The organism is Luteimonas sp. A611, assembly GCF_054072715.1.
Genome location: NZ_JBSVRP010000001.1, coordinates 2,120,172 through 2,135,031, shown reverse-complemented (window position 1 = coordinate 2,135,031; position 14,860 = coordinate 2,120,172). Strand labels below are relative to the sequence as shown.

General features: G+C 69.3%; 10 protein-coding genes. 9 read left to right on the top strand and 1 reads right to left on the bottom strand.

Features of this window, described 5'->3' with window-relative positions:
- Nucleotides 1-17: 17 nt before the first annotated feature.
- The gene (locus ACW5EG_RS09540) at nucleotides 18-2,870 is read right to left on the bottom strand and encodes a TonB-dependent receptor (RefSeq protein ID WP_457021325.1); all 2,853 of its coding nucleotides are present in this window, start codon (nucleotides 2,868-2,870) and stop codon (nucleotides 18-20) included.
- Between the two features lie 520 nt (nucleotides 2,871-3,390).
- On the opposite strand from ACW5EG_RS09540, the gene ACW5EG_RS09535 reads away from it, so the two are divergent.
- From ACW5EG_RS09535 to ACW5EG_RS09495, 9 genes are all read left to right on the top strand, one after another.
- Nucleotides 3,391-4,449, top strand: a complete 1,059-nt coding sequence (locus ACW5EG_RS09535; RefSeq protein WP_457019639.1) for an aldose epimerase family protein — start codon at nucleotides 3,391-3,393, stop codon at nucleotides 4,447-4,449.
- A 96-nt stretch (nucleotides 4,450-4,545) separates the two neighbouring features.
- On the top strand, nucleotides 4,546-5,472 hold the full coding sequence (locus ACW5EG_RS09530; RefSeq protein WP_457019637.1) for a Gfo/Idh/MocA family protein: 927 nt from the start codon (nucleotides 4,546-4,548) through the stop codon (nucleotides 5,470-5,472).
- A 120-nt stretch (nucleotides 5,473-5,592) separates the two neighbouring features.
- Nucleotides 5,593-6,600: an AraD1 family protein gene (araD1, locus tag ACW5EG_RS09525; protein WP_457019636.1), complete on the top strand. Its 1,008-nt coding sequence runs from the start codon at nucleotides 5,593-5,595 to the stop codon at nucleotides 6,598-6,600.
- Between the two features lie 140 nt (nucleotides 6,601-6,740).
- Complete coding sequence (locus ACW5EG_RS09520) at nucleotides 6,741-8,180, top strand: aldehyde dehydrogenase family protein (protein WP_457021324.1); 1,440 nt, start codon at nucleotides 6,741-6,743, stop codon at nucleotides 8,178-8,180.
- An 82-nt stretch (nucleotides 8,181-8,262) separates the two neighbouring features.
- On the top strand, nucleotides 8,263-9,240 hold the full coding sequence (locus ACW5EG_RS09515) for a substrate-binding domain-containing protein (RefSeq protein ID WP_457019634.1): 978 nt from the start codon (nucleotides 8,263-8,265) through the stop codon (nucleotides 9,238-9,240).
- A gap of 41 nt (nucleotides 9,241-9,281) precedes the next feature.
- Nucleotides 9,282-10,769 carry a sugar ABC transporter ATP-binding protein gene (locus tag ACW5EG_RS09510; RefSeq protein WP_457019890.1) on the top strand — a complete coding sequence of 496 codons (1,488 nt, stop codon included), beginning with the start codon at nucleotides 9,282-9,284 and terminating at the stop codon, nucleotides 10,767-10,769.
- Nucleotides 10,770-10,783: 14 nt separating this feature from the next.
- Complete coding sequence (locus ACW5EG_RS09505) at nucleotides 10,784-11,824, top strand: ABC transporter permease (protein ID WP_457021323.1); 1,041 nt, start codon at nucleotides 10,784-10,786, stop codon at nucleotides 11,822-11,824.
- A gap of 20 nt (nucleotides 11,825-11,844) precedes the next feature.
- Nucleotides 11,845-12,849: a galactofuranose ABC transporter, permease protein YjfF gene (gene yjfF / locus ACW5EG_RS09500; RefSeq protein ID WP_457021422.1), complete on the top strand. Its 1,005-nt coding sequence runs from the start codon at nucleotides 11,845-11,847 to the stop codon at nucleotides 12,847-12,849.
- Nucleotides 12,842-14,845: a glycoside hydrolase family 97 catalytic domain-containing protein gene (locus ACW5EG_RS09495; protein ID WP_457021322.1), complete on the top strand. Its 2,004-nt coding sequence runs from the start codon at nucleotides 12,842-12,844 to the stop codon at nucleotides 14,843-14,845. Before yjfF ends, ACW5EG_RS09495 begins: the two co-directional genes overlap by 8 nt.
- Nucleotides 14,846-14,860 lie beyond the last annotated feature (15 nt).

The window sequence follows — 14,860 nt, the reverse complement described above, 5'->3', positions numbered from 1 at the left end:
GCGCCCCGGCACAGGTATCAGAACCGGTAGCGCATCCCGACCGCGAAGGTGCGGCTGTACAGCGCGGTGCCGAAGTTGTGCGTGGTCGGGTGCTGGTAGTAGCTCTGGTACAGCTCGTTGGTGAGGTTGGTGGCGTCGAAGGTCAGCGAGAGGTTCTCGCTGGCATCGTAGCTGAGCTGGAGATCCATGCTCTTCTCTGCGTTGAAGTACACGCCCAGCGGGTTGGCGAACAGCGCCGCCTCGTAGTGATGCAGGAAATCGTCGCGCCACACGTAGGACAGGCGCGCGCCGAACTTCGCCCGCTCGTAGGCCAGCACCACGCTGTAGGAGCTGTCGGAGATGCCGAACATCGGCGTGGTCTGGACGTCCACCACTTCTCCGGCGCTGTTGGTCACCGGGATGTCCTGGGTGGAGTCGAGCGCGGTGTAGCTGGCCTGCACGCCGAAGCCGTCGAGCAGGCCGGGGAGGTTCTCCGGGAACCAGACCACGCCCAGCTCCACGCCCTCGAGCTCGCCGTCGGAGGCGTTGTCGGGCTGGCTGAGGATGTAGTCGTAGTTCTCGAAGGTCACGCGGCGGCGGAAATCGGTGACCATGCCTTCGATCTCGCGCCGGAACAGGGTGGCGTAGACCGCGCTGCCGGGCGAGTAGTACCACTCCAGGCCGAGGTCGTAGTTTTTCGACTCGGTCGGCGCCAGGCCCGGGTTGCCGCCGCTGGCGGTGCCGTAGCCGATGTTGGTCACGTCCTCGACGTAGATGATGTTGGGGTTGAGCTGGTTGAAGGCCGGACGGCGCAGGGTTTCGCCGTAGGCCGCCCGCAGCATCAGGTTGGGGGTGAAGGCGTAGCGCAGCATCAGGCTGGGCAACAGCTTGGACGCGCTGGCCGAGGCGCTGCCGTCGCCGAAGACCATGTCGGTATCGACGTTGACGTAGCGCAGGCCGAGCTGTCCGTCGAGCGTCTGTTCGCCCAGTTCGAAGGCGAAATCGCTCTGCAGGTAGACCGCCGAGGTCGCTTCCTCGACGTTGAAGTTCTCCGTCAGCGACAGCTGGTCGCCGGTCGGCCGGCCGTACAGTTCGCGGTAGAAGTCGGCGTTGTCGCGGATGTAGTGGCCGTCGGGTACCACCCACGAGGTGGGCACGTTGGAATGGCCGTCGAAGAAGCCCCGGTTGATCGAGGCCAGGCCGCCATTGGCGGTCAGCGAGCAGTCCGGCAGCGCGCGGTCGCAAGCGTTGTCCGGCCCGACCCGCATGCCTTCGCTGGCGCTGCGCTCGTCGTGGCGCATGCCGAAGGCGAGCTTGTGGAACGGACCCCAGTCGGCGGCGTATTCGCCGTCGAAGGTGAAGGTGGTGGCGTCGCCCTTGGCGTAGTTGGCGTTGTCGTAGAGCTGCGCCACGTTCCACTGCGCGGGATCGGCCGGATTGCTCTCATCGATGTCGGCCGTGGCCGGGTCGTCGTCGAAGCCGAAGGCCGGCTTGCCGCCGCCGCTGTTGAAGTCGACCCAGACGCTGGGGCTCACGCGGTCGGCGCGCATGGCGAAGAAGTCGGTGCTGAACTCGCTGTTCTGGTGGGTCAGTTCGGACTTGAGCTCAAGGCGGTCGCCGACCTGCCAGCGTCCGCCCAGGGCGTAGAGCATGCTGTCGGTCTTGCCGGTGGACAGGTCGCCGCTGGTGAAGTTGTAGGGAAAGCCGATTCCGCTGCGCGAGCGCACGACGTTGGTGCCCGGATACAGCCCGATGTTGTCGGCCGCGTTGTCGCCCAGGGCGCCCCACCAGTCGACGAACGAGAACAGCAGCGAGTTGAACGACTCGTTGCGGTAGCCGTTGTAGAAGGCCTCGAACAGGTATTCCGAGGTGTCGTTCGGCGCCCACTGCAGCGCGACGCTGGCGGCCGGCCGCTCGCGCTTGCCGGCAAGGTCGCTGGCGAAGATCGCGTCGCGCGAGAGGATGTAGTCGTACTGCTGGCCGCGCACCGGCACGGTGGAGCCGGGGCTGAAGGGCAGCCCCGCCTCCAGGCCCGGCTGCCAGACTTCCTGGCCGTCGATGACGGTGGGGATCCGCTCGAACGGCGCGAAGCCCGCAGGCGCGTTGTCGGTGAAGAACGGCACCATCGCGCCGGCGGTCACGCTCTGGTCGCGGTAATGGGTGACGGCGTAGGAGACGTTCGCCAGTGCGCCGAAGCGGCCGCCGCCCACGTCCCAGGTGTTGGAGACCAGGGCGCTGAGGTTGGGGTCGGTCTCGTCGTTCTGCTCCTGGTGGATGGTGCGAGCGGCCACCACGGCAGTGGCGCCGTCGAAGTCGAAGGGACGGTGGGTGTGGATGTCGATCACGCCGGCGATGCCGGTCTCGATCAGGCTGGCCGAGCGGGTCTTGTAGATGTCGACGCTGGACAGCAGGCTGGCCGGGATGTCGGCCAGCGCCACCGAACGGCCCGAGGCGGTGAAGATGTTGCGGCCGTTGATGGTGGTGGTGACGTCGTTGAGGCCGCGGATCGACACCGTGGACACCTCTCCGCCGCCGCGGTCGGTGGTTTGCACGCCGGTGACGCGCTGCAGCGCCTCGACCAGGTTGTTGTCGGGGAACTTGCCGATGTCCTCGGCGACGATCGCATCGACGATCTGCATCGAGCCCTGCTTGATCTGCAGCGCGTCGATCATGCTGGCGCGCAGGCCGCGCACCTCGACCCGTTCGAGCTCGACCGCGTTGTCTGGCGAGGTTGAAGGCGCGCAGGTGGCGTCGGGATCGTCGGGCGTGGGGCAGGGCTGGGCAGCCTGCTGCGCCGCAGCGGGCAATGCGGCGAGCGCCAGCAGCATCGCGGCGGGCAGCACGGCGCGGCGCAGGGCACGGGTCGGTATCGGGCGGTCGGGACGGTTCATGGGCATGCCTCTTCGTTCGTGTTCGTCCGGCGTGGCGCCGGCGCGGACCATGCGGAAACCCGGGAACACCGGTAATCCGGTGTCATCCCTGGTGCGGAAACTGGGTGGTATGCGGGGCGTGCGGAACGGCGCAGGCCGGGTTGCGGTGCTGCCGTGGTCCACGGACGAAGGGCGAGTGCGGTGCGCGGCATGCGCGCACGCCGACTGCTGCTGTGTGCGTCGTCACTTTCAACCCCTCCCGGTCTACGAATGGACGCGATCAACCCGAGTTGTGGGGCCGCTGCCTGGGGCGGCGGCCGGTGCATCGCGGCGCTTGCGGTGTCGTCGCCTTTTTGCGATGCAGGTCGAGAATAGGCGGGCCGTCCATAACCTTCTAATGAATTTAACGAGTAGATCGATATCGGTTCCCGTATGTGCCCTGAGCCATTCCAATCCCGCCATCTGCTATTCCGGAAGCGGGGTGGCATCGCCCCGGCAGGCGCACCTATGCTGCGGCGCGAAGGCAAATCACGGGAGCTGCGTGGACAGGATCCGATCGTTCGGCCACTTGGCCGATGGCCGCGCGGTGCACGCGCACCGCATAGGCGACGCGCATGGGGTATGTGCGGAGATCCTCGATCTCGGCGGCATCCTCGCGCGGCTGCGCGTGCCCGGCGAAGACGGGCCGGTGGACGTGGTGCTGCGCCTGCCGGACGCGGCGGCGTATTTCGATGATCCGGCGTTCCTCGGGATCCTGGTCGGGCGCTATGGCAACCGCATCGGTGGCTCGCGCTTCACGCTGGACGGCCAGGCGCGCGTGCTGGCCGCCAACGAGGGCCGCAACCATCTGCATGGCGGCATGCTCGGCTTCGGACGGCGCATCTGGACGGTGGAAGCGCACGATGCCGACGCGCTGGTGCTGCGCCTTCGCTCGCCGGCGGGCGAGGAGGGATATCCGGGCAATCTCGATGTGGTCGCGACCTATCGGGTGACGGGTGATCGACTGCAGCTGGTCTTCGAGGCGACCACCGATGCCCCGACCCCGTTCAATCCCACGCATCATCCCTACTTCAACCTGGCGGGCGATGCGGCGGTGCCTGCGTCGGCGCAGCTGCTTCGGGTGCCGGTGGCGGGGCTGCTGCCGGTATCGGAGGAACTGATCCCGCTGGGCCATGTGCAACCGGCAGCGGACACGCCGTTCGATTTCCACCAGGCCGCGACGCTGGCTGCGCGCTTCGACGCTGCCGATCCACAGCTGCGCATTGCGGGCGGCTACGACCATTGCCTGGTGCTCGAGCCCGGCCACGCGTTCGCCGCCGCGCTGTATTCGCCGCACAGCGGCGTGGCGATGCGCATCGATTGCGAGGCGCCGGCGCTGCAGCTCTACGGTGGCCAGGCGCTGGCGCGCCAGCATCCGGGCCTGGGCGACGGGCTGTGCCTGGAGCCGCAGGACTATCCCGACGCACCCAACCAGCCGGCGTTCCCGGATGCGATCCTGCGACCGGGCCAGGCGTACCGGCGCGACATCCTGTACCGCTTCGCATGCCCGGGGCGTGGCCGGCCATGGGCCGAAGTGGCGGCGGCGCTGGAACGCGCCTGACGCCGCGCCGGCATGCCGATGCCGTAACCGGGCCACCATCCGCAAGCGGTACGCAGCTGCGTGCCGCTCCAGAGCGCTTCCGTGGAGACTAGACACGTGTCAATCATCAACCTCGCCATCGTCGGTGTCGGCAAGATCGTGCGCGACCAGCATCTCCCGGCCGTGGCCGCTAATGCCGACTACCGGCTGGTCGCAGCGGCCAGCCGCAACGGGCGAGTCGAGGGCATCGACAACTTCGGTTCGATCGAAGAGATGCTGTCGACGCTGCCGTCGATCGACGCCGTCTCCCTGTGCATGCCGCCCCAGTACCGGTACGCGGCGGCGGTGAAGGCGCTGGCGGCCGGCAAGCACGTGTTCCTGGAAAAACCGCCCGGCGCCACGCTCTCGGAGGTCGAGGACCTGGCCGCGCGCGCCGACGCGAGGGGCGTGTCCCTGTTCGCCAGCTGGCATTCGCGCTACGCCCCGGCGGTGGAGACGGCCCGCGCGTTCCTGGCCGGCACCCGCATCCGCTCCATGCGGGTGACCTGGAAGGAGGACGTGCGGCAGTGGCATCCAGGGCAGGAGTGGATCTGGCAGCCCGGCGGCCTGGGCGTGTTCGACCCGGGGATCAATGCGCTGTCCATCGTCACCAGGATCCTGCCGCGGCCGGTGTTCGCCACCGCTGCGACGCTGGAATTCCCGGAGAACCGCGCGGCGCCGATCGCCGCGTCGATCGACTTCACCGATGCGGCCGGGCTGGACCTGGTCGCCGAGTTCGACTGGCGCCAGACCGGCAGGCAGAGCTGGGACATCGCCGCCAGCACCGATGCCGGCGAGATGCTGCTGTCGGAGGGCGGCGCGAAGCTGTCGGTGGATGGCCAGCTGGTCCACAGCGAGCCGGAGCAGGAGTACCCGATGCTGTACCGGCGCTTTGCCGAACTCATCCATGCCGGGCGCTCGGACGTGGACCTGGCGCCGCTGCGGCACGTGGCCGATGCGTTCATGCTGGGCCGGCGCAAGCTGGTGGCGGCGTTCCACGACTGAGGGCAGGACCGAGCAGGCATACAAGAACCCGTATCGATTTCTCGCCCAAATGAATTGGATGCATATCCATCAACCCGGCAGAATGCGGGGTCGACACCACCGGGATGACGGGCCGCGCAGATGCGATTGATCCAGCTGAAGGACGATGCCGGGCAGCTCCGGGTCGGCGTGGTCGATGCCGACGGCGCGCAGGTGCGCCTGCTCGACGGCGTGGACAGCATGTACGCCCTGGCCGGGGTGGCGATCGCCACGGGCCGCAGCCTGGCCGACGAGGCCACGGCCGCGCCCGGTGATACCCGGCTCGATTACGCCGCGCTCCTGCAGCAGGACCGCGTGCTGGGCCCGCTGCACCATCCCGATCCCGCGCACTGCCTGGTCACCGGCACCGGCCTGACCCATCTGGGCAGCGCCGCGGCGCGCGATGCGATGCACCAGAAGCTGCAGCAGCAGGCCGACGAGGGCACGCTCACCGATTCGATGCGCATGTTCCAGTGGGGCGTGGAAGGCGGCATCCCGAAGCCCGGCGAGCCCGGGGCGCAGCCCGAATGGTTCTACAAGGGCGACGGCGCGATCCTCGCCGCGCCCGGCCAGCCGCTGGAGTCGCCCGATTTCGCCCTCGACGGCGGCGAAGAGCCCGAACTGGTCGGCCTGTACCTGATCGGCCCGGACGGAACCCCGCACCGGCTCGGCTTTGCGATCGGCAACGAGTTTTCCGACCACGTCACCGAGCGCCAGAACTACCTCTACCTCGCGCACTCCAAGCTGCGCGCCTGCGCGGTCGGCCCCGAGCTGCGCGCCGGGCCGTTGCCGCGGGACCTGCGCGGCACCAGCCGCCTGCGCCGCGGCGGGGACGTGGTGTGGGAGAAGCCCTTCCTCACCGGCGAGGCCAACATGTGCCATTCGCTGGAGAACCTCGAGTACCACCATTTCAAGTACGCCGCGCACCGGCGTCCGGGCGACGTGCACCTGCACTTCTTCGGCACCGCGACGCTGAGCTTTGCCGACGGCGTGCGCGCGGAGGCGGGCGACGTGTTCGAGATCGAGTTGCCCGAACTGGGCGCGGCGCTGCGCAATCCGCTGCGCACGGTCGCGTCCGGATTCGCCCCCGGCGGTGTGCGCGCACTGTAAGGTGCGACGCACGATGCGGGTTGACGCCAGCATCGACCCGGGCTGCAGTTTTTTCCCGCGCCTACGGAAGGTGCCGAAGGCGGATGGGGGCCGCCAAAGGCGCACCATGGCAAACACAGCAATCAGCAAGGAGACATGACGTGACCGACCAACGCTACAGCAGCTACATCGCCGGCCAGTGGGTCGAAGGCGAGGGCGATCACGCCAACGAAAATCCGTCGGACCTGGCGACGCCGGTCGGCCACTACGGCAGGCTCGACGCCGAGCGCACCGGGCAGGCGGTGGATGCGGCCGCCGCGGCGCTGCCGAAGTGGTCGCTGTCCAATCCGCAGCAGCGCGCCGACATCCTCGATGCGGTGGGCAGCGAGATCCTCGCCCGCAAGGAAGAGCTGGGCCGCCTGCTGGCGCGCGAGGAGGGCAAGACCCTGCCCGAGAGCATCGGCGAGGCCGCGCGCGCCGGGCAGATCTTCAAGTTCTTCGCCGGCGAGGCGCTGCGCATCCCGGGCGAAAAGCTGGCGTCCACCCGCCCCGGCGTCGATGTCGAAATCACCCGCGAACCGGTCGGCACCGTCGGCATCATCGCGCCCTGGAACTTCCCGCTCGCGATCCCGGCCTGGAAGATCGCGCCGGCGCTGGCCTATGGCAACACGGTGGTGTTCAAGCCGGCCGAGATCGTGCCCGGCTGCGCCTGGGCGATCGCCGAGATCCTCTCGCGTGCCGGCCTGCCAGAAGGCGCGTTCAACATGGTGCTCGGCAGCGGCCGCACCGTCGGCCAGGCGCTGGTCACGCACAAGAACCTGGACGCGCTGACCTTCACCGGTTCGGCGCCCACCGGCCATGCGCTGCTCAAGCAGGCGGCCGAGCGCGCGCTCAAGGTGCAGCTGGAAATGGGCGGCAAGAATCCGCTGATCGTGCTGGCCGATGCCGACCTGGACAAGGCGGTGGAATGCGCGGTCAACGGCGCGTTCTTCTCGACCGGCCAGCGCTGCACCGCATCGAGCCGGCTGATCGTCGAGAGCGCGGTGCACGACGAGTTCGTCGCGCGTGTGCAGGCACGGCTGGCGAAGATCCGCGTCGGCGATCCGCTGGAAGCCGGCATCGACATCGGCCCGGTCGCCAGCGGCGCGCAGCTCGAGACCAACCTGTCCTACATCCAGGCCGGCCACGACGACGGCGGCGAGCTGCTGGCCGGCGGCGGGCGCGTGGAGTGGAAGACGCAGGGTCATTTCCTGGCGCCCACGCTATTCACCGCCAAGCCCGAGGACCGCATCGCGCGCGAGGAGATCTTCGGCCCAGTGGCGGCGGTGCTGCGCGCCGACGACTACGAGCACGCGCTGGCGATGGCCAACGACACCGAGTTCGGCCTGTGCTCAGGCATCTGCACCACCTCGCTCAAGTACGCCACGCACTTCAAGCGTCACGCGCAGGCGGGCATGGTGATGGTCAACCTGCCGACCGCGGGCGTGGATCCGCACGTACCGTTCGGCGGGCGCAAGGCCTCCAGCTACGGGCCGCGCGAGCAGGGCCGCTACGCGGTGGAGTTCTACACCACGGTCAAGACCGCATACACCGCGGCCTGAGGCCGCGACGTGCACGCGCGCCGAGGGGGCGCCGTGCGCGTGTTCTGGTAGCGCAAACACTAACGACGTTCGGGAGGGAGCGATGCGGAAGTTTCTGGGTGTGACGGCGATGCTGTGCGCGGCGGTGCTGGCCGGGTGTTCGGGCGGCAGTGATGGCGCGGACGAGGCTGCCGGCGAAGGCGCGATCACCGTCGGCTTCAGCCAGGTGGGCGCGGAGAGCGAATGGCGCACGGCCAACACGCGCTCGGTGAAGGAAGCGCTGGTCGCGCCGGACTTCAACCTCAAGTTCTCCGACGCGCAGCAGAAGCAGGAAAACCAGATCAAGGCGCTGCGCTCGTTCATCGCGCAGGGCGTCGATGTGATCGCCTTCTCGCCGGTGGTCGAAACCGGCTGGGATACGGTGCTGCGCGAGGCGAAAACCGCCGGCATCCCGGTGGTGCTGACCGACCGCGCGGTCAACGTCGCGGACGAGTCGCTGTACGCAACGTTGATCGGCTCGGACTTCGTGGAGGAGGGCCGCCGCGCCGCGCGCTGGCTGGTCGAGGACAGCGAAGGCAAGGCCGGGCCGGTGCGCATCGTCGAGCTGCAGGGCACGGTGGGGTCGGCGCCGGCCAATGATCGGATGAAGGGCTTCAAGGAAGTCGTCGATACCGACGCGCGCTTCCAGATCGTGCGCTCGCAGAGCGGCGATTTCACCCGCGCGCGCGGCAAGGAAGTGATGGAGGCGTTCCTCAAGGCCGAGGGCCGCGACATCGACGTGCTGTTCGCGCACAACGACGACATGGCGATCGGCGCGATCCAGGCGATCGAGGAGGCTGGGCTCAAGCCGGGCACCGATATCCGCATCGTCTCGATCGACGGCGTGCGCGGTGCGTTCGAGGCGATGAAGGCCGGCAAGCTCAATGCCACGGTGGAGTGCAATCCGCTGCTGGGCGAGCAGCTGGCGCAGCTGGTTCGCGACGTGCACGCCGGGCGCGAAGTGCCCAGGCGCGTCCAGGTGGAGGAGGGTGTGTTCACCCAGGACCAGGCCGAGGCGGAACTGCCCAACCGGAAGTACTGAGGGGTACGCGTGGCGTTGATGGGAATGCGCGCTTGAATCCCGTGGTCCTCAACGCTGAAGGACTGCACAAGCGTTTCGGCGCCACCCGCGCGCTCGATGGCGCCGGGCTGTGCCTGCGTGCCGGCGAGATCCACGCGCTGATGGGCCAGAACGGCGCCGGAAAATCGACCCTGATCAAGCTGCTGACCGGCGTGGAAACGCCCGACGCCGGCAGCGTGACCCTCGATGGCCGCGTCATCGCGCCGGGCAGTCCGCTGGACGCACAGCGCGAGGGCATCAGTACCGTCTACCAGGAGGTCAACCTCTGCCCCAACCTGTCGGTGGCCGAGAACCTCTACGCCGGGCGCTATCCGCGCCGTTTCGGCATGATCGACTGGAAGCGCGTGCGCGAGGGCGCGCGTGCGCTGCTGGCGGAGCTGCACCTCGATCTCGACGTGGACCGGCCGCTGTCGTCCTGCCCGGTGGCGATCCAGCAGATGGTGGCGATCGCGCGCGCGCTGGGCGTCTCGGCAAAGGTGTTGATCCTCGACGAACCCACATCGAGCCTGGACGAAGGCGAGGTGCGCGAACTGTTCGCGGTGATGCGCCGCCTGCGCGAGCGCGGCATGGCGATCCTGTTCGTCACCCACTTCCTTGACCAGGTGTATGCGGTGTCCGACCGCATCACCGTGCTGCGCAACGGCGGCCTGGTGGGCGAATATCTGCCGGCCGACCTGCCGCAGGCGGCGCTGGTGCGGGCCATGGTCGGGCGCGAAGTCGAACTCGCGGGTGGGCGCGACGACAGCGCGGTCACGCCGGAAGACGCGCCCGTCGTGCTCGAAGCGCGCGGCCTCGGCCGTCGCGGCAGCCTGCATCCGGTGGACCTGCAGCTGCGTGCCGGCGAAGTGCTGGCACTTGGCGGCTTGCTCGGCGCCGGACGTACCGAACTTGCGCGGCTGTTGTTCGGGCTGGATCGCGCCGGCAGCGGTGAGCTGCGGGTCGATGGCGCGAAGGTCGACCTCCAGCATCCGGCCGATGCTGTCGCCCACGGCATCGCGCTGTGCCCGGAAGAACGCAAGACCGAAGGCATCGTCGCCGGCCTGTCGGTGCGCGAGAACATCGTGCTGGCGCTGCAGGCGCGGCGCGGCTGGCGGCGCGCGCTGCCGCGCGCGGAGCAGGCGCGGATGGCCGAGCACTACGTCGCCCTGCTCGGCATCCGCACGGGCGACATCGAGACGCCGGTTGGCGCACTGTCGGGCGGCAACCAGCAGAAGGTGGTGCTGGCGCGCTGGCTGGCCACGCAGCCCAGGCTGCTGATCCTCGACGAACCCACGCGCGGCATCGACATCGCCGCCAAGCAGGAAATCATGGCCGAAGTGGTGCGCCTGGCGCGCGAGGGGATGGCGGTGCTGTTCATTTCCGCCGAGATCGAAGAGCTCACGCGCCTGGGCGACCGCATCGCGGTGCTGCGCGAGCGACGCATGGCCGGCGAGCTGCCCGGCGGCAGCGATGGCCGCCAGGTGCTGGAACTGATCGCGGGGCAGGGGTGATGTCGACTGCCCCCATGCCGCAGCCTTCGATCATGCGTCGCGCGTTCGGTCATCCGCTGGCCTGGCCGCTGCTGGCGCTGGTGCTGCTGCTGGTCGGCAACGGCCTGTTCAACCCGGGCTTCCTGTCGCTGGAATGGCGCGACGGGCGGCTGTACGGCAACCTCGTCGACATCGCCAACCGCGCCGCGCCGCTGATCCTGGTGTCGCTTGGGATGACCCTGGTGATCGCGGTGCGCGGCCTGGACATCTCGGTGGGCGCGGTGCTCGCCATCGCCGCCACCGTTGCCGCGTGGACGATCACGCGCATGACGGCGGGTGGGGCTACCGGCCTCGCCCCGCTGTTTGCCGCCGTCGCCGCGGCGCTGGCGGCGGCCGCAGTCTGCGGTATGTGGAACGGCCTGCTGGTGGTGAAGGTCGGCATGCAGCCGATCATCGCCACCCTGATCCTGATGGTGGCCGGGCGCGGCATCGCGCAGCTGATCAGCGACGGCCAGATCCTGACCATCTACTACCCGCCGTACGCCTTCATCGGCGGCGGCTTCCTGCTGGGCCTGCCGTTCTCCCTGTTCGTGGTGGTCGCGGTGTTCGTGGCGCTGAAGCTGCTGCTCGATCGCACCGCACTGGGCCTGTTCGTGCGCGCGATCGGCCACAACCCGCTGGCCGCACACGTGGCCGGCGTGCGCGCAAGGGCGATCACCTTGTCGCTGTACGTGTTCAGCGGCTTCTGCGCGGGACTGGCGGGCCTGCTGGTGAGTTCCAACGTCGCCAGCGCCGATGCCAACAACGCGGGCCAGCTGCTGGAGCTGGACGCGATCCTCGCCGTCGCGCTGGGGGGCACGGCGCTGGCGGGCGGACGCTTCAGCTTGGCCGGCAGCCTGGTTGGCGCGCTGATCATCCAGGCGCTCACCACCACCATCTACGCCATCGGCGTGCCGCCGCAGGTCAACCTGGTGGTCAAGGCGCTGCTGGTGCTGGCGGTGCTGCTGCTGCAGTCGCCGGAGTTCCGCGACCAACTGCGCGGCCTGGTCACGCGGCCGGCACGGGGGCAGGCATGAGCGCCGTGCCGCTGCGCGCGATGCTGCGTTCCGGCGGGCTGGCGCGGCTGTGGCGCGATCCGCGCATGGTCTCGCTGGCGGTCACCATCGCACTGTTCCTCGGCATGTCGATCGCCGGCGGCGTGATGTATGACGGTTTCCTGCGGCCGCAGGTCTTCCTCAACCTGTTCATCGACAACGGCTTCCTGCTGATCGTGGCGGTTGGCATGACCTTCGTGATCCTCACCGGTGGCATCGACCTGTCGGTGGGCGCGGTGATCGCCTTCAGCACGGTGCTGCTGGCCAGCCTGGTGCAGCAGCAAGGCTGGCATCCGCTGCCGGCGATCGCGCTGGTGCTGGGGATGGGCAGCGCATTCGGCGCGCTGATGGGCGTGCTGATCCAGCGCTACCGGCTGCAGCCGTTCGTGGTGACCCTGGCCGGCATGTTCCTGGCGCGCGGCGCGGCGACGCTGGTGAGCGTGGAGTCGATCGGCATCGACCATGCGTTCCATGTCGCCGTGGCCAGCCTGCGCATCCCGGTGGGCGGCGGCGCATCGCTTTCGGCAGGTGCGGTGATCGCGCTGCTGGTGGTCGCGGGCGGCGCGCTGCTGGCGGGGATGACGCGCTTCGGCCGCAGCGTCTACGCGATCGGCGGCAGCGAACAGTCGGCGCGGCTGATGGGCCTGCCGGTGGACCGCACCCTGGTGCAGGTCTACGCGCTGAGCGGCTTGTGCTCCGCGCTGGGCGGGGTGGTCTACACCTTCTACATGCTCAGCGGATACAGCCTGCATGCGATGGGGCTGGAGCTGGATGCGATCGCGGCCGTGGTGATCGGCGGCACCCTGCTGGCCGGCGGCAGCGGCTATGTGCTGGGCACGGTGTTCGGCGTGCTGGTGCTGGGCCTGATCCAGACCCTGATCGTGTTCGATGGCACGCTCAGCTCATGGTGGACGCGCATCGCCATCGGCGCGCTGCTTCTGCTGTTCTGCCTGCTGCAAAGGTTGCTGGCGGGGCGACGCACACACGGAGATGCGTCGCATGCTTGAGACAACGGCGGGTTCGGGGACGGAGCGCGGCGCGGGCACACCGCGCGCCCTGGCGGCACGCGCCTGCATGCTGGCCGGTCTGCTGCTGGGCGTGTCATGGGGCGCGCTGGCGGCAACTCCGCTGGGCGAAGTGGTCAGCCCCGACGGCAGCGTGCGCGTGGAGATGGCGATCGATGCCGATGGACGCCCGACCTGGCGGCTGTGGCGCGACGGCCGCCAGGTGATCGCCGATTCGCCGCTGGGGATGGTCGGCGAGGGCGTGGACCTGTCGCAGGGCCTGTCATTCGGTGCGGCCGGCGAAATCGAGGCGGTGGCGGACGACTACGAGCTGCTGTCGGGAAAGCGGCGCTTCAACCGCTATCGCGCCAACCGCCGCGTGTTCCATTGGCGCGACGCGCAGGGCAACGCGCTGGCCATCGCCTGGCAGGTGTCCAACGACGGTGCCGCGTTCCGCTACGAGCTCGATGCGGCGGTGCCGGGGATGGCGACGTGGCGCCGCGATGCGGCGAGCTTCCGCCTGCCGGCCACCGCGCATGCCTGGCTGCAGCCGATGGCCGAACCCAGGACCGGCTTCGCGCGCACCAACCCCTCCTACGAGGAGCACTACCTGCAGGACGTCGCGGTCGGCACACCGTCGCCGATGGGCCATGGCTGGGTGTTCCCTGCGCTGTTCCGCACCGGCGAGGACTGGGTGCTGCTCAGCGAGGGCATGCTGCGCCGCGGGGACGCCGGCAGCCGCCTGCTGGACGGGGAGCAGCCCGGCGAATACCGCATCGGCTTCGCCGACCCGCAGGAGGTGTTCCCGGGCGGTCCGTCGGATCCGTGGATCGAGCGCTTTCCGTGGCGCTCGCCGTGGCGGATCGTCGCGGTGGGCAGCCTGGCCGAAGTCGCCGACTCGACCCTGGGCACCGACCTGGCCGACCCGCCTGCCGTCGCCGGCAAGCCGGTGCCGGGCAAGGCCTCGTGGAGCTGGCCGCTGCTGGGCGACGCGCACACGGTGTTCGACGTGCAGAAGCGCTTCGTCGATTACGCCGCGCAGATGGGCTGGCGCTACACCCTGGTCGATGCGCTGTGGGACCAGCAGATCGGCGAGGCGCGCATGCGCGAGTTGGTCGAGTACGCGCGCGGCAAGGATGTCTCGATCCTGGTCTGGTACAACTCCGCCGGTGCCTGGAACGACACGCCGCAGACGCCCCGCGACCTGCTGGTCGACAGGGCCAGCCGCATCCGCGAGTTCGAGCGGCTCAGCGCGATGGGCGTCGCCGGGCTGAAGCTCGATTTTTTCGGCGGCGATGGCTCGTCGATGATCGCGTACTACCTGGACATCCTTGCCGACGCCGCGCCCTACGGCTTCCAGATGAACTTCCACGGCGCCACCCTGGCACGCGGCTGGCAGCGCACCTGGCCGAACCTGATGACGGTGGAAGCGGTGCGCGGGCTCGAGTTCTCCACCTTCGGCCAGGAGGACGCCGACGCGATGCCGGTGCACGCGGCGACCCTGCCGTTCGTGCGCAACGTGTTCGACCCGATGGACTTCACCCCGCTGGCGATGGCCGGGCTCAACGAGCGCGTGCAGCGCCGCAGCACTGCGGCCTTCGAGCTGGCGACGGCGGTGCTGTTCGTGTCGGGCATTCAGCATTACGCCGAGACGCCGGAGGGTCTGGCGCAGGCGCCGGACTATGTGCGCGAGTTCCTCATGCAGGTGCCGGAGTCCTGGGAAGACAGCCGTTTCCTCGATGGCTACCCGGGGCGCCATGCCGTGTTCGCGCGCAGGGGCGATGGCCGCTGGTTCGTGGCCGGCATCAATGCCGATGACGCGCCGCGCACGATCGCGCTGGATGCGGACGCGCTGGGCGGCGGCGTGCTGCGCGGCACGCTGATCGGCAATGGCAGCGATGCGCTCGGATTCTCGCAGCGTCGCGTCGAATTCGCATCGGGTCGCCCGCTGCAGCTGGAGCTGCCGCCGCTGGGCGGCTTCGTGCTGCAGCTGGACTGACGCGGCATCGGACCG